The 22,384-nt window shown below is 69.9% G+C and carries 22 protein-coding genes, 1 tRNA gene and 4 pseudogenes; 17 read left to right on the top strand and 10 right to left on the bottom strand.

Annotated elements, in window-relative coordinates; genetic code table 11:
- Window positions 1-110: 110 nt before the first annotated feature.
- The 4 genes and pseudogenes from ACIP5W_RS10625 (at window position 111) to ACIP5W_RS10610 (ending at window position 2,816) form a co-directional block, all read left to right on the top strand.
- A complete protein-coding gene (locus ACIP5W_RS10625) occupies window positions 111-404 on the top strand; it encodes a hypothetical protein (RefSeq protein ID WP_401469837.1) in 294 nt (97 codons plus the stop codon).
- Between the two features lie 132 nt (window positions 405-536).
- A complete protein-coding gene (locus ACIP5W_RS10620; RefSeq protein ID WP_401469834.1) occupies window positions 537-1,106 on the top strand; it encodes a GNAT family N-acetyltransferase in 570 nt (189 codons plus the stop codon).
- Window positions 1,103-2,136, top strand: a pseudogene (locus ACIP5W_RS10615) (DUF6283 family protein). The gene ACIP5W_RS10620 and the pseudogene ACIP5W_RS10615 overlap by 4 nt, the downstream one beginning before the upstream one ends.
- A 134-nt stretch (window positions 2,137-2,270) precedes the next feature.
- Window positions 2,271-2,816: a hypothetical protein gene (locus tag ACIP5W_RS10610; protein WP_401469831.1), complete on the top strand. Its 546-nt coding sequence runs from the start codon at window positions 2,271-2,273 to the stop codon at window positions 2,814-2,816.
- A 71-nt stretch (window positions 2,817-2,887) separates the two neighbouring features.
- Here ACIP5W_RS10610 and ACIP5W_RS10605 read toward each other — a convergent pair whose 3' ends face one another.
- Together ACIP5W_RS10605 and ACIP5W_RS10600 are read right to left on the bottom strand one after the other, a co-directional pair.
- Window positions 2,888-3,241 carry an ankyrin repeat domain-containing protein gene (locus ACIP5W_RS10605; RefSeq protein ID WP_401469828.1) on the bottom strand — a complete coding sequence of 118 codons (354 nt, stop codon included), beginning with the start codon at window positions 3,239-3,241 and terminating at the stop codon, window positions 2,888-2,890.
- A 205-nt stretch (window positions 3,242-3,446) separates the two neighbouring features.
- Window positions 3,447-3,566 (bottom strand) — tRNA-Gly (locus tag ACIP5W_RS10600).
- A gap of 733 nt (window positions 3,567-4,299) precedes the next feature.
- Here ACIP5W_RS10600 and ACIP5W_RS10595 point away from each other — a divergent pair.
- On the top strand, window positions 4,300-5,406 hold the full coding sequence (locus ACIP5W_RS10595; RefSeq protein WP_401469825.1) for a hypothetical protein: 1,107 nt from the start codon (window positions 4,300-4,302) through the stop codon (window positions 5,404-5,406).
- A 159-nt stretch (window positions 5,407-5,565) separates the two neighbouring features.
- The gene (locus ACIP5W_RS10590) at window positions 5,566-6,912 is read left to right on the top strand and encodes a hypothetical protein (protein WP_401469822.1); all 1,347 of its coding nucleotides are present in this window, start codon (window positions 5,566-5,568) and stop codon (window positions 6,910-6,912) included.
- A 749-nt stretch (window positions 6,913-7,661) separates the two neighbouring features.
- Here ACIP5W_RS10590 and ACIP5W_RS10585 read toward each other — a convergent pair.
- Together ACIP5W_RS10585 and ACIP5W_RS10580 are read right to left on the bottom strand one after the other, a co-directional pair.
- Window positions 7,662-8,198, bottom strand: a pseudogene (locus tag ACIP5W_RS10585) (HNH endonuclease family protein).
- A gap of 110 nt (window positions 8,199-8,308) precedes the next feature.
- The gene (locus ACIP5W_RS10580; protein ID WP_401469819.1) at window positions 8,309-8,419 is read right to left on the bottom strand and encodes an NUDIX domain-containing protein; all 111 of its coding nucleotides are present in this window, start codon (window positions 8,417-8,419) and stop codon (window positions 8,309-8,311) included.
- Between the two features lie 257 nt (window positions 8,420-8,676).
- Here ACIP5W_RS10580 and ACIP5W_RS10575 point away from each other — a divergent pair, with 257 nt between their 5' ends.
- Window positions 8,677-9,084 (top strand): hypothetical protein, encoded by a 408-nt coding sequence (locus tag ACIP5W_RS10575; protein WP_401469817.1) that lies wholly within the window; start codon window positions 8,677-8,679, stop codon window positions 9,082-9,084.
- 134 nt (window positions 9,085-9,218) lie between these two features.
- Here the strand turns inward: ACIP5W_RS10575 and ACIP5W_RS10570 are convergent, their stop codons facing one another.
- Window positions 9,219-9,713 carry a lamin tail domain-containing protein gene (locus ACIP5W_RS10570; protein ID WP_401469814.1) on the bottom strand — a complete coding sequence of 165 codons (495 nt, stop codon included), beginning with the start codon at window positions 9,711-9,713 and terminating at the stop codon, window positions 9,219-9,221.
- 175 nt (window positions 9,714-9,888) lie between these two features.
- Between ACIP5W_RS10570 and ACIP5W_RS10565 the strand changes: the two genes are divergently transcribed.
- Complete coding sequence (locus tag ACIP5W_RS10565) at window positions 9,889-10,095, top strand: DUF6417 family protein (RefSeq protein WP_401469811.1); 207 nt, start codon at window positions 9,889-9,891, stop codon at window positions 10,093-10,095.
- A 422-nt stretch (window positions 10,096-10,517) separates the two neighbouring features.
- Window positions 10,518-10,994: a lamin tail domain-containing protein gene (locus ACIP5W_RS10560; protein ID WP_401469808.1), complete on the top strand. Its 477-nt coding sequence runs from the start codon at window positions 10,518-10,520 to the stop codon at window positions 10,992-10,994.
- Between the two features lie 217 nt (window positions 10,995-11,211).
- Here the strand turns inward: ACIP5W_RS10560 and ACIP5W_RS10555 are convergent, their stop codons facing one another.
- Both ACIP5W_RS10555 and ACIP5W_RS10550 read right to left on the bottom strand, forming a co-directional pair.
- Window positions 11,212-11,799, bottom strand: coding sequence for an SMI1/KNR4 family protein (locus tag ACIP5W_RS10555; protein ID WP_401469805.1), 588 nt, complete (start codon window positions 11,797-11,799; stop codon window positions 11,212-11,214).
- 369 nt (window positions 11,800-12,168) lie between these two features.
- On the bottom strand, window positions 12,169-12,588 hold the full coding sequence (locus ACIP5W_RS10550; protein WP_401469802.1) for a hypothetical protein: 420 nt from the start codon (window positions 12,586-12,588) through the stop codon (window positions 12,169-12,171).
- Window positions 12,589-13,413: 825 nt separating this feature from the next.
- Between ACIP5W_RS10550 and ACIP5W_RS10545 the strand changes: the two genes are divergently transcribed.
- Both ACIP5W_RS10545 and ACIP5W_RS10540 read left to right on the top strand, forming a co-directional pair.
- The gene (locus ACIP5W_RS10545) at window positions 13,414-13,659 is read left to right on the top strand and encodes a hypothetical protein (protein WP_401469799.1); all 246 of its coding nucleotides are present in this window, start codon (window positions 13,414-13,416) and stop codon (window positions 13,657-13,659) included.
- On the top strand, window positions 13,656-14,510 hold the full coding sequence (locus ACIP5W_RS10540; RefSeq protein ID WP_401469796.1) for a hypothetical protein: 855 nt from the start codon (window positions 13,656-13,658) through the stop codon (window positions 14,508-14,510). Before ACIP5W_RS10545 ends, ACIP5W_RS10540 begins: the two co-directional genes overlap by 4 nt.
- Window positions 14,511-14,925: 415 nt before the next feature.
- Here the strand turns inward: ACIP5W_RS10540 and ACIP5W_RS10535 are convergent, their stop codons facing one another.
- The gene (locus ACIP5W_RS10535; RefSeq protein WP_401469793.1) at window positions 14,926-15,555 is read right to left on the bottom strand and encodes a hypothetical protein; all 630 of its coding nucleotides are present in this window, start codon (window positions 15,553-15,555) and stop codon (window positions 14,926-14,928) included.
- 634 nt (window positions 15,556-16,189) lie between these two features.
- Between ACIP5W_RS10535 and ACIP5W_RS10530 the strand changes: the two genes are divergently transcribed.
- A complete protein-coding gene (locus ACIP5W_RS10530) occupies window positions 16,190-16,789 on the top strand; it encodes a hypothetical protein (protein WP_401469790.1) in 600 nt (199 codons plus the stop codon).
- On the opposite strand, the gene ACIP5W_RS10525 is transcribed toward ACIP5W_RS10530, so the two are convergent.
- Window positions 16,728-17,720, bottom strand: coding sequence for a hypothetical protein (locus ACIP5W_RS10525; protein ID WP_401469787.1), 993 nt, complete (start codon window positions 17,718-17,720; stop codon window positions 16,728-16,730). The two genes, ACIP5W_RS10530 and ACIP5W_RS10525, sit on opposite strands and share 62 nt — an antisense overlap.
- Before the next feature lie 228 nt (window positions 17,721-17,948).
- Between ACIP5W_RS10525 and ACIP5W_RS10520 the strand changes: the two genes are divergently transcribed.
- Entirely contained in the window at window positions 17,949-18,371 is a 423-nt protein-coding gene (locus ACIP5W_RS10520; RefSeq protein ID WP_401469785.1) for a hypothetical protein, read from the top strand.
- On the top strand, window positions 18,368-18,580 hold the full coding sequence (locus tag ACIP5W_RS10515) for a hypothetical protein (RefSeq protein ID WP_401469782.1): 213 nt from the start codon (window positions 18,368-18,370) through the stop codon (window positions 18,578-18,580). Before ACIP5W_RS10520 ends, ACIP5W_RS10515 begins: the two co-directional genes overlap by 4 nt.
- 248 nt (window positions 18,581-18,828) lie before the next feature.
- Here ACIP5W_RS10515 and ACIP5W_RS10510 read toward each other — a convergent pair whose 3' ends face one another.
- Window positions 18,829-19,626, bottom strand: coding sequence for a hypothetical protein (locus tag ACIP5W_RS10510; protein WP_401469779.1), 798 nt, complete (start codon window positions 19,624-19,626; stop codon window positions 18,829-18,831).
- 780 nt (window positions 19,627-20,406) lie between these two features.
- Here ACIP5W_RS10510 and ACIP5W_RS10505 point away from each other — a divergent pair.
- The 3 genes and pseudogenes from ACIP5W_RS10505 to ACIP5W_RS10495 all read left to right on the top strand — a co-directional run.
- Window positions 20,407-20,685, top strand: coding sequence for a hypothetical protein (locus ACIP5W_RS10505; protein ID WP_401469776.1), 279 nt, complete (start codon window positions 20,407-20,409; stop codon window positions 20,683-20,685).
- 360 nt (window positions 20,686-21,045) lie between these two features.
- Window positions 21,046-21,283: pseudogene (locus tag ACIP5W_RS10500) on the top strand (hypothetical protein); the annotation flags it as partial.
- Window positions 21,284-21,628: 345 nt separating this feature from the next.
- Window positions 21,629-22,384: pseudogene (locus ACIP5W_RS10495) on the top strand (hypothetical protein); the annotation flags it as partial.

Genomic DNA, 22,384 nt, shown 5'->3' with positions numbered 1-22,384 from the left:
TCGTCCGGCACCGGGCCTTGACCCCAAGCCGCCTCCGCCCCGGATGAGCACATCGGCCCGGGGTGTCCGCGCCGGAAACCAGATCATCGCCTGCCGCAAAGACGGCTACCGTGCTGCGGACGGTGCCGAAGCCGGGCTGCAGCCCGGTATATCCGGAAGAAGAGGCGAGCATGCTGGCTGTGGCGGAGCGCGTACGTTCCCGTGCCCTGGGCGAGGTCGAGATTGTGTGGCATGTGCCGGTGGATCCCGCATCGTGCGACGGTGACTGCGACCTGCACGAGATCGCGTGCGGGGAGCCCGGCATCAGCGTGCCCGGCGGGAATCACGAAGTGCCTGCCGACCTCGCCGAGAGCGGCCAGCGGTGGTGCACCGCCTGCCGTGACGCCGTGCGGCAGACGGCGTGAGCGCCCGCACCGGCCCCGCTGTGGGCACGCCCACCGCAACCGCCGCTCGCGCGGACGGCACACCCACCGCCCACGCCAGCGGTGTCGTCGGCCGGCCCTGGGTGCGTGCCCCCCCGCGCAGCGGACCGGGACATGATCGCTGAGCTGGCCCCGATGGCGCTGGCCGCCGGGGAAGAGGAATACGACGCTTCACAGTTCGCGGCCGCCGCCTGCGCGGACGGCGGCCGCATCCGCGTCCCCCACGGCACCGGCCGGGTACTGGTCTCCGGACTGCCCGACAGCCCGGTGCCCGTAGGACTGCTCTACCTGCTGCCACCCGTGCGCCTCATCACCGCCCACCGAGACCTCGGATCTGCCGCCCAGGCCCGGCTGGCCGCAGGCCTGTGCGAGATCGAACTCGTCGCCGTTGCCGCCCCCGCCCGCCGCACGGGCGTGGGCAGCGCCCTGCTGGAGGCCGCGCACGCCCTGGCCGCTGACGACCACGTCCGCGTCCTGCTCGCCAAGGTCGCCGCCCAGGATTTCCCGGTGCTGCGCTGGTGGCGCCACCGCGGCTACACCCTCGCCCGGCCCGGCCAGGACGTCCGCCTCCACCTGCAGCCTCCCATCACCTGCCACGACGGCTACCGCCTCGCCGTGCACCCCCTGACCGGAACCGTCACCGAGGACCGCCTGCTCCACGTCCGCCCCGGGAAGAACCCATGACATCCGCGACCGCAGGACAGGCCTGGCCACTGCGCGTACGCGTGCACGGCGGCCGCGTCGACCACCACACCCGCCAGACACCACCGGGACGCTGGCAGATGGCCTGCCGCGCGCTGCCCGTGCACGCGGACGACTTCGAGCGGCCACTGTCCGGCACCCCCTGCACATCCTGCGCCCGCGTCTTGGCCGAGGAAGCCGACCTGGCCGCGGCCGCGGCCCGCGCGCACGATGCGGCCGTGCAGCGCCGGCAAGCCGCCGGACAGCCGCCCCTGCCCGACAGCGACCCCCTCCCGGCCGGGGCGGCCGCTCCATCGGCTACTCCCACGGTGCCGCCTGCCGCTTCGCTGCCCGGCTACGACACCGACAGCGCACACGACCGGCGCGTACACGCATGCCTGACCGAGCTGGCGGCTCTGCGCGGCTGCACGCTCGAGGAGGTCCTCCAGCAGCTCAACACCGACCTGGCCGCCGGACGCACCCCCGTCCCCGAACCACCGGCCCCACCGCACCCGGAGCCCACCCCGCGCGGCGCCGGGGCACAGGTGGTGGCCCAACGGCCCGCGGACGACACCTGGGCCGTGACCGGTGTGGCCTACGACGGGCCGCCGGCCGCGCCCCGCCGCCCCTGCACAGGCGAGGAACCCTGCCCCTGGCGCCGCGACGCACCTCCCGGCCAGTTCCCCGCACAGGCCTTCGTCCACTCCGCCCCTGGCAACCGCACCGGCGGAGAAGCAGGCCGGTTCGGCTGCCACTCCAGCACCCCCGCCCCCTGCTGTGTGCGGGCTGGCTCCTGGCCGGAGCCGACGGCAACCCGGACGTCCTGGAGCTGCTGCGCTCCGGCACCTTGCCCATGCCCGACCTTCCCGACGGCATGGCGATGTACGGCAGTTACGCGGAGATGGCCGTCGCCAACGGCGTCGACCCCGCCCTGTACCCGCACCCGGCACCGGCCGACGACGAGGACTTCCTCCCGCTGAACGCCCTTGCCGACACAGACGACCCACCGTGCCCGGCTCGCGGCCAGAGGTGACCGCGGCGGTGCGGCGGTGCCCGCCGTCCGCCACCTTCGGCTGTCCCCGTTGTTGGACGTGCGCACCCTGGCGCCGGCAGGAAAGCGGACCGAGAACCCTGGGAGAATGTTCAGGCCAGTGGGAAGGGGAGGCCATGCCGCATTCTGCAGACGACGAGGGCACCCCAGCCAACACAACCGCAGTTCATGACCTCGTCGGTGCCCTTGCTCCGGGCCGTCCGGCATCTCCCTCCGAACGCGTGCTCCTGGACTGGCTGGAGGCGCACATCGCGTTGCAGAGCCTCCTGGACCACGACGGTGTTGCAGGGTGGAAGCACAGGTCGGCATACGAGCTCGTGGCCGCGCACGGCCGCTGGTTCACCCCCGCCGCCCTTCCGGCACAGGTCCGGCCGCTGCCGGAGCGGCAGTGCTTCGCCAACGCGGCGGCGACCGAACGGGAGCACCCGCACCTGGCCTACACGGAGGGATTCGCCGTCGCGGCCGACAGCCCCGTGCCAACGGCCCACGCCTGGTGCACGGACGCGGACGGCCACGTGATCGACCCGACCTGGCCCGAACCCGGCTGCAGCACATATCTGGGAATCGTCCTGCCCCCGAACCTACGGCCACGCGAGCCCTCTAACTGGGGCGTCCTGGAAGCACCCGACTCCCTCTACCCACTGCTGCGCAACGGCCTCTAACCCGGGCACGCTCTGCCGATAGCACCGACCTGCTGCACTTCCGGCCCCGAACGCCGATCACTTCCTCGCCTTTACGAGCACCGCCTGCGCCCGCATCTGCTATCGGTGGCTCGTCTGCTGATGTGACCCTGCAGCAGTTTCACGGCCAGGTCGTGGCCGTAGTGATCGGCGATGTCCATGGGGGTGCGGCCGTCTGGATCCGCGAGCTCCGGATCAGCCCCGAACGCCAGCAACACTGCCATGGTCTGCACAGTCAATGGCCGCCCGCTCAGGCAGCCATCACCCTCAGCGTCGATCGCGTGCGTCAGCAGCGTCATGTCGCCGAAGACCTCATCGGGATCGGACCCAGCGGCCAACAACCGGGCCAGGGCCTCGGCATCCTCCTGCTCAACCGCTTGATGCGCGGGTGTCCAGTAGTCGCTCACCACGACATTCAACCGCCCGTACACCACGCCCGCCAGCAACTATCCACAGCATCAGCCACCCACGGAGATGGCGTCTAGACGATCCGCACCGACGACCTACCCAGCCACCCCGTTGCTCCGCTCACGCGTCTCAGCTCTGGCACACCTTCTGTGGACCTGGCGCGAGGCGGCAGGTCCGTGCGCCGTATTACGTCCTGGGCGGCTGCGGTGCCGACGGGATTTGAACCCGCGAGACAGATGGGAGCAGGTCCGTCCCGTCTCCGTCAGTCGCCGTGGGAGGGACCTCGCCCACGGCGATCGCAATGGACCGCTCTGCCACGGCACCGCAACCTGCGGAAATGCGCGCACTCCCGCTCTGACTGAGCGTAGAGACACCATTCTCCGCGGACGAATCTTTATCCGGTCGCTGGCAACCGCTGCCACGGATCCACAGAAGTTGCGCCAGAGCTCGAGATGCGACAACAGCACCAAAGCATCTGGGTCGTACGCCATGCCCTGCCATAGGTTCGGGCCTATGAGGTGTGCCCTGAAATCCCGGCCGGTGGCCCAGTGAGCGGCTGGTGGACCTAACTGGAGGAACGGACCGCCGAGAGGCCGATGCCGACGTGCTGCGCGATCGCCGACTGCCGGCGGTCAGATCCGTCTGGGAGGCGCCGCGTCCGCTGGGGGTGGGTCTGCACGAGGCCGAGCGGGTCGTGCACGCGCGCTATGAGGCCCTCGGTGATCGAGTGCAGCGCACACCGCCGGATCCGCTCGACCTCCCCTCACTCGCCGCCCGCGCCGCGGTTCTCCCGGGACGTGGCAACGCCCTGCCCAATTGGCTTTGTTCACGAGAATGGGCAGCAGGTGTTCACCACTTCGGGAGGCACCTCAGCGCACCGGGAATTCGAACACTGAGTGAGTCGCTTGCCGTGGTCCGAGGCGGCGGCTGACATCTGCTCGCGTTGCGTTGATACTCCGCGACGGTGGCAGGTGCCGTTCCCGCAGCAGATGAGGAAACATGTTGGCCGTCCGCCGGTGAGCTGCGAGGATGCGTCTGTTTCCCAGCCGGAGGAAGTTTGTTCGTTTTCGTGTGTGCGGGATGCGGCGCTGAGCTGACCATCCCGCTGTCCCAGGTCTCACTGCCGGTCCACGCCCGCCAGCAGTACGGGAACGGAGCCCAGCTTCCGGTGCTCATGGAGCCGGGGACGTTTGCCGTGGACCCGGATCCCTGGGGAGGGCCGTGGCGGCTGTGGGACGAGATTGGTCCGGGCGAGGCTGAGGCGCGCGGCATCTACGCGCCAGTCCACGCCTTGTCCGACAGCACGCCCGGGGCAAGTGTCATTGCGCCCGGTGATGTCCGTGGAACCCGGCTGATTCCTGAGAAGCGTGGTGGTGCCTGCTGTGGCCTCGACGGGGCAGACGGGCCCAACATGGCCTGCGAGGCATGCGGCCTCCCCGTGGCGACCAGGGTCGACGACTGCTCGCTCTGGCAGATGGTGCGACTCGGCTCGGACGTCGTGCACCGCGTCCCCGTCGACGGTATCCACGCCGCGCTCCTGTCCTGGGCGGAGCTGGCAGACAAGGGGGAGAAAACGCCCCCGTTCGAGCCGATCGCCACGTGGGGAGGACGGCTGGGGCCGAACCACTACTGGTCCTGGAGTCCGCGGTGGGAGGCGGCAGCCGGCCACGCGCTCGCCCACCTGCTGATCGCTTCCGAGGGGCAGCCGGTGAAGGTCCCGGATGGCCTTACCGCGGACGTGTTTCAACGCGCGCTCGACGCCTTGCTGCCGACAGGCCCCCTGAAGCGGCGCGCCGTCCTGGCCGGACCGGGACAGCCCTCCCCGGACGTGGGCGTCGACATCATCCTCGCCCCCGTCCATCCCCAGACGGGCCGGACCTGGATCCCTGCCGGCCCGACCACACCGGCATATCTGGTGCCCCTGCCGCTGGGGGTGTGGCTGTGGCTGGCCTCTCCCGAACCGAACTTGCCGGTTCCCGCGTCGGGCCGCATAGCCCAAGACGTCCTCCGCGACGACCCGCTTCCGCTGCTCCCCAACCACCTGTTCCGGGCCGACCGGGGAACGTTCCAACACACCTTGGTCCGACTACCAGCCGTGCGCAGCCCGTGGCTGCGCACGATCCTCGAGAACCTCACGCAGAGCACCTCGGCCGGCCTCTTCTAGCCGTCCGGCAATCGAACAGCACCAGACTCTCGTGCCTCCCAAAGTGGTCGACATCTGCTGTCCGATCTCGTGCACAAAGTCACCCAATGTTGTGTCGTGTGGGATGATCGGCCGCATGATCGAAGCTCCAGCACGCAAGGGCGGCCTCCGCCCCGCCCGATGACGTGGCCGGACGAGGCCGTGGCCGACGGCACCGCCACGACGCCCGCCCACCCTTCCCGTATCGCGCTCTTCGAGGCGATACGCGCCGACCGCACCGGCCCCGTCGCCACTCGGCTGCTCCGGCTCGTCCACGCCGACACCCCCTTCGTGCGCCGGGAGGCCTTGGACCTCCTCCATAGCCTGGCCCGCGAACGGCCCTGGCCAGAGGCCGTCAACGCTGCAGTGGCCCGGCTCGGTGACCCCGACGAGGAAGTGCGGCGCCGAGCCGCGTGCCTCTTCGGCTACCGCGGGCAGCCCGGCCTGGTTCTCGCAGCCCTCGGCGAACTCGCCGATCCTGTCGTGCGCACCATCCTGGCCAGGGCGCTTGGCCCGGCAGCCGCCCACCTGACGGATGATGACCTCGCGTCGGTCCGCTTCCTCGCCCACCTGGAGACGCTGCGGGCAGCGCCACCCACGCGATGGAGGTCCCTGGACGCCGCACTCTTCGACGACGTCCGGGATGCCGCGCACCACCTGGAGGACATCGGGCACATCTGGGGCCGGGCCCTGTACGGACTGAGGCGCGAGCACGACACGTACACCCTCGTGGCCCGCCTCCTCGCCGACCCCGGCGCCCGGGACATCGGCGCCGACCTGGCCCGCGAGGCGTGCCACGACTGGCGGGTGGCCCCGGTCAGGCTTCTGCCGCTGCTCGTCCAGCACCGCGGCCAGAGGGTCACCCCGGCTCTTGGTGCGGCCCTCACGACAGCCTCGATCTCCGAGGCGGCGATACGGACGCATGGACTTCTCCTCGCCGAAGTCCCCTTCACGCCGTCCCCGAGGACCCGCCGGATCCCGTCCACCGCGACGGTGTACGACAGTGCATCCGCCGCCGCGCTCCTTGCCGCCAAGCCTGTGGGCATCGCCCGCCTCGCTCACGCCCCCGAGATCTTCGAGGCCTTGCTGGACACCGGCCCGCTGACCTTGCGGCAGGCGGCCCAGCTGTACAACCTGACCTTCCGTCGCCCTGGCCGTTCACAGGCGGAGTGCGCCCCGCTGTGGCTGCGGCACGCCGGTCCTTCCGCACTGTCCCGGCTGCTCGCCCTCATGACACCGCATCTGGCCGACTACGCGGTCGGCGAGTACTACCTCACGGGTCTCGCCCGGATGGGCAGCCACGCGCGCCCTGCGCTGCCGGCCGTGACGGCGCTGATCGACAGGCGTACCCGCATCCCCGTCAACGACTCCACCCGCGACGCCGAGATGAGACTGGACGAAAGCCTTCTGGCCACCGCTCTCAGCACCCGCCGGGCAATCCTCGCGGGCGCCGTTCCGCAGCCTCCTGCCCCGCCGTCTCCCCCATAGCCGCCAGCTCAAGTCCTTCACCCGCCAAGTGAAACGCTCAGTCACACGTGGTCCGCTCCGGTCCGGCGTCCGTGGGCGCCTACAGCTCGAAGTGGAGGTGGCTTTGTATACGGGATCGGGTTCTGGCACGACTTGTGTGACGCGGGCGCACGTTCAACGACGACCCTGTGCCTAGTAGATGTGGTCGTCGGCGCGCTCATCCTCGGGCGTCCGTCGGAGACGCCACACACCGAAGCCGGCCCCAAGGGCCCCGCCTATGAGAGCTGCCGCTCCTGCCCACACGCCGCTGGGCGAGAGCGCTGCAGCGAGCAAGCCGGCCAACAGGGCGCCAACCAGCAGGTACATGGCGACGATGAAGCACGCAGCGAGGTAGCGATTCCTCAGAGGCGTCATGCCACCTTGCATGAGGTCCTCCCGTCCCCTTCGACTGGTTCCCTTCTCGCATATCCCCGAACGTTCATGACAATCCGGCTCACGGGGGCACGTCACAGAAGTTGAGCCAGAGCCCATTCTCGTGAACAAAGCCAGCCCGGACATCACCGGCTCTTCGCGTCGTCCCCGGCCTGCCGGGCCTGATGCCGTCCACCGCCCTGGACGAGCCGGGTACGCCACCGGCGAGAGGCGGGGTGGCGGCCCGGCCAGGAGAGCGACAGCGATGCCCGGCAAGGCGGTTCTCGCGGTGCGACGGCAGGCATCCACAAGCCGGCCCCACATCCCCAACCGCCGAGTGCCCCAGGTGAGCCGGCGCCCTACTCGGCGGGGGTGTAGGTGACGGTGGTGTCGTCGCAGTCGGCGGCGAGGTCGGTGAGACGGTCGCGTTCGCTCTGGTCGGTGGTGAGGTTCCAGCGCAGTTTCGTCGCGGTTCATTCGGCCACGTACCGGCACACCGCGTCCGGGGCCGGGGGCAGCCACTGGGCGGGGTCCTGGTCGGGCTTGGAACGGTTGGAGCGGGCGGTGACGGCGACGAGACTGCTCTGCTGGCCGAGGTCGTTGGCGTAGGCCTCGCGCCGGGCGGCGGTCCAGGCGGAGGCGCCGGAGTCCCAGGCCTCGGCGAGGGGCACCATGTGGTCGATGTCGAGACCGGAGGCGTCGGTGATGGTGGTGTCGTAGTAGGAGAACCAGCTGCCGCCGCTCAGGGCGCAGCGGGCGCCGACGGTGGGGGCGGTGACGGCGTCGGTGAGCGGCAGGACGAAGGGCTCGGCGGCCGCGGCGTGCGCGGGGCTGGTGGTGAGTGACGTCAGGGCGAGGACGGAGACGGCGAGAGCGCGCGTGAGGATCGTGACCACGGAGCGTGGATAGCGGCCTGCATGGGGAGTGTGGGCCGGGTTCGGCCTGCGAATCATCCACGAGGGTGACCGCGTTCACCCGAGTCGCTCATCGTCTCTTCGCGCCGCCGTCAGCGATACAGTGGGGCGGCTTGTTCAGGTCGCTGTCGGCGGCCTTGGATACCGTTCTCCTCGGCCAATTCCCGCATAACTGTTTCCTGGAGCGACTCGCCCGGCTCCACCGTGCCGCCAGGCAGCTCGAGAGTTCCTCGTCGGTGGGGCCGAGCAGCAGATCGTGCGGCCCCACCAGCACCGCGCTGACACCGGCCGCCGTGTGGGCGAGGGGCGGCCGGGCCCGGTGGGGAGGAGAGAGGATCTGGGCCGGCCTGCGGGTCTGGAAGAGCCGTGCCGGCATACGCAGGTGTCCCGCGGCATACGGCAGGGCGGACCGGCCGCTCGATACCATTCCGGTAGATCCGGACAGAGGCGAAGGCGGCGTGTGAAGAGTTTTCGGCTCCTGGTCCGGCTCGGATGCGTCGTGGTGTCGGCGGTCGCGCCCTTGGCGGTTTTCTCCTACCTCTTCTTGACCGTGGCCGAGGCCCAGGCGGGAGGGAGTCCGCAGAGCGGGGCCCGGTGGGCGGGCGCACTCCAGGGCGCCGTTCCCGCAGCAGCCGTCGAGCTGGGGATCACCGTGGTCGTGCTGCTCTGGGCCAAGGCGATGAGCACCGATCCGTCCTCAGGGACCACGCGCGCCGTCGCGGTCGCCGTGGCCTCCGTGTGCGCCAGCATCCCCGCCGCGCTCTTCGTGGGCCTGGCGGCGTGGCCGCTGGTTCTGCTGAGCAGCGTCGTGCCTGCTGCTCTGGCCGCGCCCGTCTTCCTGCGGTCCGCGACCACACCGGCCGCCTGAACTCGGCGCTCGGCCTCCCCAGGCTGGATGGCCTGCACGGCCAAACGCCAAGCCCAGGGGCCCGGACGAAAACGTGAACCCCCCTCCCCGGCGGTCAGGGAAGAGGGCACAGGCGTGCGCCGGGAGGCTGGCGGTCAGCCGTGGTAGTTGATGTAGCCGTTGCCGTCGGCGTCGTTGGCGCGCTTGGTGTAGGAGTGGGCGTCGGCGCGCGCGCCGGTGGGCTTGATCAGGTAGATGGTGTCCTTGTCGTTGTTCCAGATGAAGTTGCAGTTCTGGCGGTAGACGACGTTGCCGGCGTCGGAGTCGGTGCCGCGGCCGCCGCGGAGCTTGACGTAGTCGCCGGGCTCGAGGGTGTGGTTGGCGGGGAAGGTGAACTTGTTGCCAGCGGCGTCCTTGACGACGTAGCCCTTGAGGTTGACCTTCGAGGACCTCGAGTAGTTCTTGATCGTCAGGTACTCGTCCCTGGTGTTCCCGCCCGTGCAGCGATTCGAGTCGGAGCCGGGGGCGTCGTACTGGACGCCCTTGACCTTGAGCGCGGACGAGTACTCGGCGGCCTGGGCCGGTCCGGCGGTGACGGCGGCGAGCGATACCGCCGCGGCGACGGCGGCCAGCGCGTGACGCATGCGCATGAGGATTCCCCCCTCAGTGGTGCGAATGGAGCGCTCGGAGCATATCGAATGCGATCACCACGTGTGTGCGGCGTGCATGAATCGTGAAGGCGTGCGATCCGAGAGGTCCTCTTCCTCGTCAGGGCTGTTGGCGGGCGGCGCGTGACCGGCGTACGGCCGGTGGCGTTGGCCCGGCATGGATGACTACGCACACCTCGACCTGGACGAGATCGACTTCGCCCCCGTGGACCACGCCGTCGAGCGGCTGGCGCTCCTGACTCTGGCCGAGGCGCACGATCTGCTCGACCTGCTGCTGACCATCGCTCAGACCGACGGGCCGCTCTCGCCGCGGGCGGAACGATTCGCGCGGGAGATCGCCGCCCGCATCCCCTCGAAGAACTGACACTGCCGCCGCCAGCAGCGGCAGCGGCGGCGCTGCTGGCGAAGGCGGTGTGGCGGCGATGCGAGGTGTCCGGGTGCGTGAATCCGGCGCGCCTGTTACTCACTTTCGGGTGACGGTCCCAAGCCGGGTGGGGTGGCGTGCTGTGGCGATCCGGCGGCATGATCCCGCTCCCGCAACGGCGGGCCGTCCTGTGGGGCGTCAACGTCGTGCATTCGGCACGTAAATGAACGTTGCAGCCGACAGTCACGGAAATATGGGCAAGAGGTAACGCAGTCCGCATTTCACTTCCACCTTCTGCACAGGGTGGACAGAGTGTGGTCAGCGGCCGCACCGGCCGCCCCGCACACCGCACCGAGTCCCGGGGGCGGCGGCCAGGAAGCCCGCCGCCGCCGGGAGGGTGCCCGCACCTGCAGGGGGATCCCATGACTGCCACCTCATCCGCCACCTCCCGCCGCATGCTCGCGACCGTGCTCGCGGCCAGCGCCGTGATCGGGGCGGCCGCGCTGCCGGCCTCGGCCGCCGACCACGACCGCAGCGCCCACGCGAAGGTGGAGATCTCCGCCGTCCAGTACGACTCCCCGGGACGTGACGACCGCTCCAACCGCTCGCTCAACCGGGAGTGGGTGGAACTGACCAACACCACCCGCCACAGCGTCAACCTCGACGGCTGGACCCTCGCCGACGCCTCCGGCCACACCTACACCTTCGACCACTACCGCCTGGCCGGCCGCGCCACCGTCCGCATCCACACCGGCCTCGGCCGCGACACCCGCACCGACCTCTACCAGGACCGCCGCCACTACGTGTGGAACAACGACCGCGACACCGCCACCCTGCGCAACGACCGCGACCGCCTCATCGACCGCGAGTCCTGGGGCTACCGCGGCGGCCGCCACTGACCACCCCCACCACGACGCCGGTGACGGCTGACCGCCCCACCCGCACGTACCCATGAAACACCGGCGCGCCCGGCCACCTCCACGGCCGGGCGCGCCGACGCACATGCTCGCGCTCCCGATGTGCGCATTGTCTGTACTGCGGCCGCCGTCATCGGCTGGCTGGCTTTGTTCACTTCCAGGGGTTCTGGCTCTCGTTCCGTGTCGCTGTTACGGAGAGTCAGATTTTCGGAGCCATGCGATGGCGGTTGGGGTGGGCGCGAAGCCGAGGTGAGGTGAGTTCCAGGGCCCGGTTGTCGCGTCCGGCGCTCATGTGGTCGAGCCAGCGTTCGTACCAGTCGAGGAAGTCGGTGGCGGAGGAGACGTTGGGGCCCCAGAACCCGTCGCTGTTCCCGGTGAGGACGCGGCCGGTGAGGGGACCGGTCACCGCGATGACGCAGACGTCGGTGCAGCCCATTTCGATGACGTGGAGAAAGAGGTCGCATTCGTGTGCCCCCGGTCCTGCATCGTCGAAGCCGCGGGGCACCCCTGGTTCCCCGCGCGGATTCATGACCAATAGCGAACACCGCTCCAGCGGCAGGAGGCCGTAGAACGGCGCCGCGCCTGAGCCACCGATGTGGGTGAGGAACTGCCGATAGGCGTCGGGCAGGACGATGCCGTGCTCGGCCTCGAACGCAGTGACACGTGCCTCGGCCAGCCTGGGGCCGAGGCGGAACGTGTGTTGCTCTTCTCCGAAGGAGTGGCTGCGCAGTGGCTGGAACGGGACCGCGGCCAGCTTGCGGCGCAGGCGGGGTATGCGGGCATCCATGGTGCATCTTCTCTCGTCCCCGTCACCGTATGGGCGACTGTGGTCAGCCGGCCAACGGAGGGCGGCGGCGATGTCCTGACGCCGCTCAGCCGCAGAGCGCCGGCGCCGAGGCTGCGCCGGGTCGCCGTCGCGCACGCGGGCAGCGTGCGCACGACGGCCAGGGCATGGCGCACGCCGCGCGGATCCGGTACCTGAGCCGGCCGCTCCGACAGGCCGGGCACCTGCCCGGGCCCGGCGTCGGCTGCTCGCGGAGCCGGTCAAGGGCAGGCGGAAACAGGGACGATGCGTCGGCGGGCACCGTCTTCCCGGCGGGTGAGGGGCGTAGAAAACTCCATGACCACGGGAACCTTCCCCGCATCGTTCCCCGGGTCACCGCAACGCCGCGGCCTCGCCTGCCAGCCAGGTCTGCCAGACGCGACGGGTGTTCGGCAGGTCGGGGCGGTCGAGGAGCCAGAGCACGTACCCGGCATGGCACCGGGCCCACGCACGGTCCGAACCGGCTGCCCGACCGAGCCTGCCGCGCAGGTCAGCGCTGTCGACAGCCCGGGCCACCCGCACGTACTCGCGGTCCTTGCAGCGATACGCCCGGCGGACGACGATCTCGACCAGCTCGGTGAGCTTCACCTTGACCGCCTCCTCCTGACCGACGCGGGCCACCTTGCGGATCAGGCTCTGCTTCGTACCCCACGCCTTCGCGTGCTGCGTCCACTCCCGCGGATACCTCGCCTCCCACTCCAGGAACAGCAGCACATAAGGAAGCCCCGGCCACCCCGCCAGATCCCCGCCCACAGGCCCACCCCACAGTCCGTCAGGCAGCGAACACCGCTGGGCTTGCCGATGCCTGCGGCGCGCCTGCGCAAAGGCCGGCTCCCGGTACTGCCCGTCCGCTCCCAGGGGCCGCGTCAGCAGCCACATCTCATCGGACCGGGCGAGCGCGTCCGTGACCTTCCGCTGAGCCTGCGCCAGATGTCTGAGCGCTGCACCCCGCACAGCCGGATCCTGCGCTATGAGCCCGAACGCCCACCCCAGCCGCTCCGCCCACGCACCAGCGTCGTCCGCATCCCTGCCTGCCTCTTCCGCCACGCACGGGATCATCTCCTGACGCAGCCGGCTCGCTCCACCCGACGGTGCGGGGGAGAGGCAAGGGCTCCGGGGCGCAACGGACGTGGGCAGGAACCGCCCGCTCTCCCTCTCTTCATCTCAACTGATCATGAATCGGACGCCCACGACCACGCCGGAGACCCGCTCAGCAAAACTTCCGCGCATCCAACTATTCCTATTACCTGAGTTACTGGTAAACCGGCAGTTCAAGTGCCTTATAGGCAAAGGGAATGCCCGGTCTCGGGGCCGGGCATTTGTGCGCCATTGCGGTGAACGGCTTCTCGATGAGTGTTTCGCCTGCCGGTGTTGATACGGTCCGGTCAGAACGCTGAACCACCCATGAAGGTAGGTCGGCGGGGGACCTGCGTAAGGCCAACGTTTGGGAAGACGGGACGGCCATGCGCAGGCAACCCCCCGCCCGCACCAGCAGTCTGTCACTTCCCCTATCGGAATGCACGCGCTCGTGCAAACGATCGGCATCAGCGTATGGAAGTGCGACTGCGGAGAGTCACGATGAATCAACTGTTCGAAGCGGTGCCGACGGGTGCCGAGCTGTACTGGCACCTCTTCTGCGGACTGCTCTCCGCGTTCCTCGTCGAGCGGCTCCTCAAGATCATGCAGACGATGCGCCGTATCCCGGCCCTCGTGATCCCGCGCATCAAAGCGCTCGACCTGAACAGTCCGGTCGTTTTCTTCACCCTCCAGCTCCTGGCCGTGCTGATCGGGCTGGGCATCTACACGGCCCTGGAGGCGCTGTGACCGCGGCCCCGCAGTACGCGACGCCCGGCCCCGGCCGCCCGCGCGCGCTGAAGATCTCCGACAAGGCGGGACCGGCCCGCGCCCAGCTCGCGCTGACGATCCAGGAGTACCTCCCCCCGCGCCCCATCACCTTCACCCAGCTCGGCGCTGAGGCGCACTGCAACCACGCCACCGTCTCCCGGATCGTCAGCGGTGAGATCCGGCCCTCCTGGGCCGTTCTGGAGCCGCTCACCGACGCCATGCGCCTGTACCAGCAGGCCAATGACGTCCGGCCCTTCCCCGCCCGCGACGACTGGTACGACCTGTACGCCGACGCCGCGCGCGAGGCCGGCAAGACACCGGAGCCCAAGGACAAGCCGCCCCGCCCCGATGACCCCGACCACCCCGGCGACCCCCAACCCGGTGATCCCGGCCCCGGCGGGGGACAGGGGCCCAGCGGAATCCCCTCGGGAAGCGGCCGAGGCCCCGGCCGAAACGGCCCGCCCGGCGCGGGCCGCGCCCGTACCGCCGCCGCGCACGCGCGCAAGGCGGCAGCCTCCGCCAGGGCCAAGGCCTTCAGCCGCGGCGGCCTGCACATCGGCACGTTCCTGGTGTGGCTCTGCATGCAGAGCGCACTGCTGCACTTCCCGCCGCCGGCGGGACTGTTCGGCACGATCAGCGTGCTCAGCCTGTTGTACCTGACACCCCGCCTACGGCGCTTCACGGGCTTGCTCCGGCTCCACGTGCGCTCCCTCGCGCTGCACATGACCGCCGTGATCACGAGGAACGAGGTCTACCGCCACCGCCAGCTGCACCTGAGGAAGCAGCTGGAGCACGACGCGCACCAGCCCCTGGACTCCGACAGCGAGTAGGCGCCACGGCGCCGTCAAAACCCGGCACCACCCCCCGCGGTGTTCCGGCCGCCGAAAGAAGAAGATCCCTGCCAAACACCCGGAGACTCCCGTGCCCCTCGACCTGCTCGACCAGGCGGCCCGTGCCGTACCCGAGCGCAACCCGGCCGTATTCACCGAACCAGCCCGTGCCCCGAGCGGCGCGGCCCGCTCAGTGCACCCGCTGCTGATCGGCCCCGACAGCACGACGGTGCAGCCCTACGAGCCGCTCCCCTGCCCGCGTGTCAGCCTGCGCGAGCAGGCGCCGAAGACGCGGCCACGCTCGCCGAGGCGGACCGCAGCCAGGACAGATGGCCGACCGGTGAGCCCGGACCTGGCGGGGCCGGACTCCCTCACGCTCGCGTGCCCGGCCCTCGGGACCGCTCGGCCGGCTTCATCACCGCTGCCCAGGACCTGTGACGGTGAGCCCGACCTGCTGGGCGAGCCAGTGCGCGTACGGCTCCCGCAGCTGATGGCCGTCGACGCTGATGCTGCGGACGTGGACGAGGACGGTGTGGTCGGCGACAGGCTCGTCGAGCTCGCGGGTGCGGGTGTTCAGCAGGAGCGTCACCTCCGCGTGCTTGGACTCGCCGAAGAAGTCCAGCTCCGGAGCGTCCGGCCAGGACAGACTGTCCCAGTTGAGCTCGCCGGCGTTCGGGCCGATCAGCGTGACGAAGGCGTCCTCGATGCTGCCGACCGGCAGGTCATCCAGCTCGCACGCCACCGGCAGCCGCCCTTCGTACACGGCAGAGTCAGCCGGCAGAGCGAATCCCTGGACACCGAAAATCAGCGCCGGCCGGGCGTCCGACCGCGCCACGTCGAACTCTTCGGGCTTCTCCCGGCCCCTGAACCACGCCTGGGGCAGGGCCTTCGCCACCCGCCGCACCGCGGCGACGGAAGGGAGCTCGGCGTACACGGAGACCTTGCAGAACTCGGTGCGGCCGAACTCCACCAGACGACGCGCGGTGCTCACGGCCAGTGCGGGGTCGGGAGTGCAAAAGACGGGATAGGCGACGTCGTTGGACATGCGAGGACTGTGCCACGACCCGGCATCGCCCCTCACCGCAGGTACGGCACGACCGTGCGCGCCCGCCCGGCGCGGGCCGCCCACCACCGCCCCCTCTGCCGCACCCGGCCCTGATACCTCCTCCGAAACCGGACAACCCCACCTCGCCCGCCAACTGGCCACCTGGCACACCCTCGACCCGGGCCAGCAGCATCTGATGACCGCACTCCACCTCACACCCCCCGCCAGCAACCCGCCCGCCCTACCAGGTGCGCCTTCGAGCAGACCGTGCAGCTGCTGAGCTGTTCCTGCACCGCGAAGGCCGTCTTCCTGCAGCCTGGGAGGCGATTCGCATCGACGGCGACACCGTCAAGATCGGCGCCTGGTTCACCAAAGCCGCAGCAGGCACTGCTTCGGCCGGCTTCCCGAAGCACACGCACATCTGGTCGCCGCGCTCTTCGAAGAAGGCTGGACAGCCGAGGACGCCGTCCCGGCCGTCCTCGAGCAGGCCATAGGGCGCCCTTGACGGGCTTTGCCGGAGACCCACCCTGGGTCGTCCACACCAAGCCGGACGAGGGGATTGCCGTCCCCAGAGGGATGGCGGGGTGGGAGCATGCATCACCCCCGGGTGCCCGGGGCGAGGAGAGGTGGGGGCATGGCGGTGGAGCCGGGGATGTGGGAGACGGTAGGGGTCGCGCTGGTGACCGCGCTGGTCACGACGGTGGGGACCGGGTGGCTCGTGGTGCCGCGGCTGGAGGCCCGCAAGCTCAGGATCGGGGAGCTCCACCAGGCCCGGGACAAGTTTCTGGCGTCGATGCTCAGGATCGTCTCGGCGGGGGCCCGGCTGCGGGCGGTGCAGGAGCCGGCCGCCGATGACCCGGGGTGGACGCAGGAGATGCGTGCCCGCGTCCGTGCGGAGCGGGCCCGGTGGATGAAGCAGCTCGACGAGGCGACCGAATGGATGGTCGACAACATCGAGACCTACGCGCCGACCTGGCCCGCGGCGGTCCTGCGCGAGATGATCGGAACGTACGTGACACATGCCCGCGCGGTGGCGATCTCCGAGCGCGGCGACGACCGGAAGGCCGAGCTGCTGATCGAGCTCACCGACCCGGTGTGGGCGGTCTTCGGCTCCCGGAGCTGGCAGCGCGGCCCCAGGCTCCTTCCCCGGTCGGTTCAGCGTCTGGAGGCCATCATTGCGGCGATGGCGGCCGAGACCGACCGGCAGCCTGCTGCCTCCGCCCCGGCGTCCTGACAGCACCAGCACCCGGTCGCCGCCTCGTTCGACACCGACTGGACCGATGAAGGCGCCACCGCGCGGTCCCCACCCAGACGCCGCCCGGGAAAAGGAGCGCACACCTCTTTTCCCGGGCTGTGCCGTCAGCCGGAGGCCTGCCATGTGGTGGTGAACAGGGCGTATTCGAGCAGGTCGGGTGATGCGCATGACGGCCAGCTGTCGCCAGCGGCCAGGCGGCGGCGTGCATGAAGGAGAGGTAGACCTCGTAGCGGTGGGGCGACCAGTTCCCGTCCGCCCAGACCCAGGTGGCGACGCAGCCGTCCAGGTCGTACCCGCTGGCCCGGCCCACTGCAGTGGCCATCTGCCGCAGGCGTTTGGCCAGGACACGGTCGAGGACGAGCGGCTGGGGGCCGGTTGCCGATGAAACCGTCTTGCCGACGAAGTACAGGAACTTGGTGAAGAAGGAAGGCCCCAGCCCAGGAACGCGCCGGTGGAGTACCGCGTAGGCCTGTCGTGAACCGTGCTCACGCAGCGCGCTGACGGCGCTCCCCAGCGCCGCGTCCAACCCCTCGGCGGCCAGGATCTTGCGCAGGGCGGCCGGACCGCTGCCGCCGGGCGTGCCGCGCTTGCCCTTGCCCCACACGTAGGTCGCGACCAGGGCCTCCCGGAAGGCCTCGCGCCGCAGGGCGTCGGCAACGGCCGAGGCCACCTCCGCCCGGCTGACCCCGGCGTCACCGCCGCAGGAGGTGAGGGCCAGCGCCGAAGGCCACGGGGTGATCTGCACCCACCGGCTGGGGGCGTAGCGCACCGTGTGCGCGCCGGGCGTCCCGTCCGCATGAGCCGACGCGTTCTCGCTCCACCACCGGCCCAGTGCCTGCACGGCGGCATCGGGCAGCAGAGATACGGCCATCTCCCGGTCCACCGCGTCCGCGCGGTCTTGTCTGTTCACGTTCCACTCCCCCCGGAGGCCTTACCCCGACGGGCACCGGCCGCCATCCGTGACACCGCTCCGCAGCAGCCGACGCAGCGGGCAGGTGCTGGACACGGTAGCCAGACGCGCGGTGTGTGTGCGGGCCTTACCGGACACCGGACCCGGCCCGCACGACCTCCCGCACGCTCAACGCCCTACCCCCGGAAGGTATTGTGTCCGACGTAATTTTTTGCGATGATCGTAATCATGGATTTGATCGGTGACCTTGCAGCCATCCGTATCCCTGTACCGCAGCCCGGTGACGTCACGCCCGAGGACTGCTACCCCGACGCCCGCGAGGAGGCCGAACAGGCCCGCGCTGACTACGCGTTCGCTCTGGAAGCGCAGCGCGACGACCTGCGCGAGGACCCTCTGCTGATCGCTCTCGGCAATGCCCGCGCCGCCCGCGAGGCCGCCGACCGCGAGATCCGCCACCTCCTCGCCTACGGACGGGAGTTCCACGGCGACCGCCCCTACAAGCTCGAACCCCTCGCCCGGGCTGGCGGCATGACTCCCTCCGGCATCCGCACCGCCTACACCAGCAGCGAGATCGACGCCGTCGCCCACCGGATCGGCCGCGCACCCGACAGCCGCCGCGCCCGCCCCCCGGCCCCGCCTAAGCCCTCATGACCGACCATCCCGGACCCCCTCCGTCGGCCTGCGCCTGTCTGCCCGCCTGGCCCGCCCTGACCACCGTCATCGAGGGCACCGCCCACCCGGTCGTGCCCGCGCCCGCCCACACCCCCGCATCCGCTCTCTACCTCGCCCGTTGCACCGGATGCGGCGCCGCCTACACCGGCCCCTGGAAACGGCTCAACACCTGGTCCCGCGCCGCCTGAGTACGCCGCGCCGCGAGGCTCAACGCGACTGATCGTCTCGGCACTGACGGTCAGCAGTGCCACCAAGGGGTTACCCGGCCCGGAAGCCTATCGGCGTGAGGCGGTGCCAGGGTTGCCACTTGTACGACGACCGGGACCACCATGCCCGTACCCGAGACCAGGCCCGTCGTACGGCGGCTCGAAAACGGCGCGGGCCGAGTCCCCGGAAAACAGCCACCCATGACCCACGCCTGGAAGGCAGGACAAGCTCAGCCGGTCTGTGCGTCCAGCAGGGCACCCAGGTCCGTGGTGTCCTCGGCGGACGGGGTTGTGACGGTGACCGGCTCATTGATCTGGAGGAAGGCGACGGTCATGTCGACGGGATCGCCGACGGTCGGTTCTTCGCCGGCGTTGACGGGCATCTTGTAGGTGGCGCCCCGCATGCGGAACTGCCTGGTGCGCCCGTCGTCGTCGATCCACAGATCCATGATGAGGTTCTTGTCGAGCTCCAGCGCGATGAACTGGTCGAGGCTGCTGGTCTGGCGTTCCCGGCTGGCCTTGTCGGTGGCAGCATCCTGTGCGGCCCGCAAGCCGTCGAAGGTGACGGTTCCGCGGTAGTGCGTGGTGCGGGCGCCGAGAATCGTCTCGGCCCCGATCTTCTTCACGTTCTTGGCGCCGGTCAGCAGCGTGGACTGGACGATCGGGCTGCCCTCGACCTGGTGGGGCAGTATGCCGTAGGACCGGTTGTCCACGGAGATGAGCCCCCAGGCCGCCGGCTCGATCCGGAGCCAGCTCTTGCCGTTCAACTTGTCGGGGTCCAGCTCCGCCGATCTCCCCAACTTCCGGATGTCGAGCGCGCCACCGCCGACGTACATCGCCTTACCAGCGAACCGGATGCTCAGCGGGCCCTTCGCGCGCTGGTCCGACATGGTCAGTTCCATGGTCATGGACAGCGGCGCCGTGCTCATGGCCGCGTCGACGGTCAACCGGCCCCGATCCGGCACGGATCCGGTGATCCGGTAACGGAGGGACGTGATGTCGGCGGAGTCCTCCGCGGCCTTCGCCACGGCCTCGGCGGGCGTCAGGACCGGCGCCGACGTCTGCGCGGACTTGCCGGAACTACTCTCGCCACCCGTCCCACAGGCCCCGGCTCCTCCGCCGAGCAGCACGCACCCGAGGGCTGCACTCGCCACTCTCCGCGACACGGACCGGCGTACGGATATCCCCATGATTTCCCCCGGAAGAAGGTCGGAACAGGAAGCCTGGAACGAGAAGTTGATCAGGCAAGGGCGCGAGCGTATCCCGGGGAGGGAGGCGCTGATCCGCCGGATCCCCGCACGTACGGCCGCTCGTACCCACGGGCTCAGGTCAGGGAACGGCCAGAGAGGCCGGAACAGCATGGTCGTGACGACGCTGCCCGGGACTCCGGCGGCCATCAGCACAGCCCATCGGCGGAGCTCTCGGCACGCCTCCAGCAGACTTGTCAGGTCGGCGTCATACACAGGCACGAAGCATCCCCGCGTCGGCAGGGAGGACCGGGCCGTGTCGAACGCCGTCACCAGGCGGGACGAAGCACCCCCGCGTCGGCGGGGAGGACGCCAGCTCGGAGACCAGCCCGGAGTACTCGCCCGTTCTCCCCGCCGACGTGGGGGTGCTCCGTCCTGGAACGCTTTCGGGTCGGACAGCCACATGTCCTCCTCACCGACGTGTCGACGTCCTGTGGGCCCTCCTGCGCGACAACAGCCCCATCACCTTCCACCCACCCCGTCACCCGGGCTGCTTAAACAGGGCAGTGCGCCCCGCCGACCTGGCGATAGCCTGCGGGCCACAGCAGAAAGGCGGGTCCAGTGGGCTTCGACGCAGAACGCTTGGCGAGCATCGCTGCCATGCGGGAAACCGCCCGGCCCGTCTGGGAGGCAACCGGCGACACGGACGCACTCCAGCAGTTCCTCAAGGACAACGGGTGTCACGGGGTGGAAGCCGTGTTCGTGACCATGGGCCTGCTGAACTGCGATCTTGCCGAAGCTCAACGAGCCTTCTTCAACGCCCCGTGCCGCGACGCCGAACGCCGCTTCCACAACCACGCCATAGACCTGCTCGAAGAGGCCGCCAGCACCGATCTCTGACAGCGCCGACGGCCGGCGGAGCCTCTTGACTCAGCCATTAAGGACTGCGGACAGAAGTTCACCGACGACCGGTGGAAGGCCAGCGTCGCGGTCGACTGGGGCCGCGGGGACAGTCACCCGCACCTGTGCGACGACTGCAAGACCCGTGCTCTCCAAGCGGAGCGGCAGGCGGAACAGGCCGAACGCGAGCGCCAGGAGCAGGAGCGCCAGGAGGAAGAGGAGGCGCAGGCCTCGAAGGCCGGCGGCTGGCTCGGACGCTGGCGCAGCTGACCCGGGCCAGACCTCCCGGCAGCGCGAGGGCGTGCCCAGCCGCCCCTGGGCAAGCCCTCGTTGTCGGTGGCGGCTGCGAGGCTGGACGACATGGACAGCGACGATGAGCAGCTGCTGCGCGGCCGGATCTATGGCACCGACCACGACCATCCTGGCCCGAAGCCGGGACGGATCTACGTCGAACTGGTCGGCGGGCCGCTGGACGGACTGCTGCTCGACATCACCGGCTGGAGGCCGGAGGAGATCGTCCCTCCTCACGGAGCTCGGGCAGTTCGGACCCGGGGGCCGGGCACTGTACGACCCGCGCCCCGGCGACCCGGCCCGCTGGGCAGGGGAGCGGCGCAGACGGGTACGCCCACTCGTTCAGGAGGGCGATCCGGTCAGTGAGGATGACCTGCTCCGGTACGCTCGTCGGTCTAGCCTTCACGGATCATGTCCAGGGGGATTCTTGATCAGCGACGCTCAGCTCATCCTGGGTTTTTCTCGGCACCTGACTGCTTACTCGGTGTCGCCCGTACACGCTGAACTGGAGACGTTGCGGTTCGCCGGGCAGGTCTACGAGATGGCCTGGCGGTTGCGTAACGCTCAAGTTTCCTCGGTCGAGTGAGTACGGGCCATCGGCATCGAAGCCAAGATCGGACCGTTGGATCTTGACCGGTATGTGCTGCCTACGATGGAACAGCTGGGCTGGGTTCAGTGCGACCGACGACCCGACGGGGGGCTGGTCAGCGTGGCGGCCTTCATTCCGCCGAATGACGAGCTGTTGGGTGCGACGGATCGGCTGCTGGGCGTGCTCCTTGCCACGCCGACGCAGCGTGCCGCGCTGGAGATCATGCGGGCGACCTCAATCCAGCCGCTGGAGCGCTATGCGGCTCTGCAGGCAGGGTCTGGGCACAGGGATGAGTCTGCCGAGCGGGCGTTGAGCTGCTTGATCACCGTCAACCTTGTGCGCGAGGTGCAGAGTGAGGACGGCCGCGCGGTGGTCTTCAATCCGAACATCTGGGTCGGTGACGCCGACATGGTGACGGCCGCGCTGCGCACTGAGGACGCGCGCGTGCAGCGAGAGGTCGGTGCGCTGATTGAGGAGGTCATGGCCTCGCCCGGTATTCCGGAGGAGCACGTCAAGAGCACCGAACAACGGTGGATCGACTTCGCTGTCAGTGCCGGGTTGGTAGAGCGGTCCCAGGTCGTCGCCACCAGCGACAAGAAACTCCTCTTTACACCACACCTGCATCGAGACCCGTTCGGTACCGACCCCCGCGACCCATCCGGCCACATCCGTCAGCTCGTCGGCAGCATGATCTACGCATCGACGTTCGCTTCCTGGAAGCTCACTAGGCGGTGTCTTCAAATGTCACGCCCACATCAGGAGCGATGCGAGGGTGACGGCTGCTTGGTAGGACTCGGCGGTCTTGTCGTAGCGGGTGGC

The sequence above is a fragment of the Streptomyces sp. NPDC088766 genome, assembly GCF_044750845.1.
GTDB lineage: Bacteria > Actinomycetota > Actinomycetes > Streptomycetales > Streptomycetaceae > Streptomyces.
The sequence above is the reverse complement of the archived record's forward strand: the minus strand, read 5'-3'. Positions and strand labels throughout refer to the sequence as shown.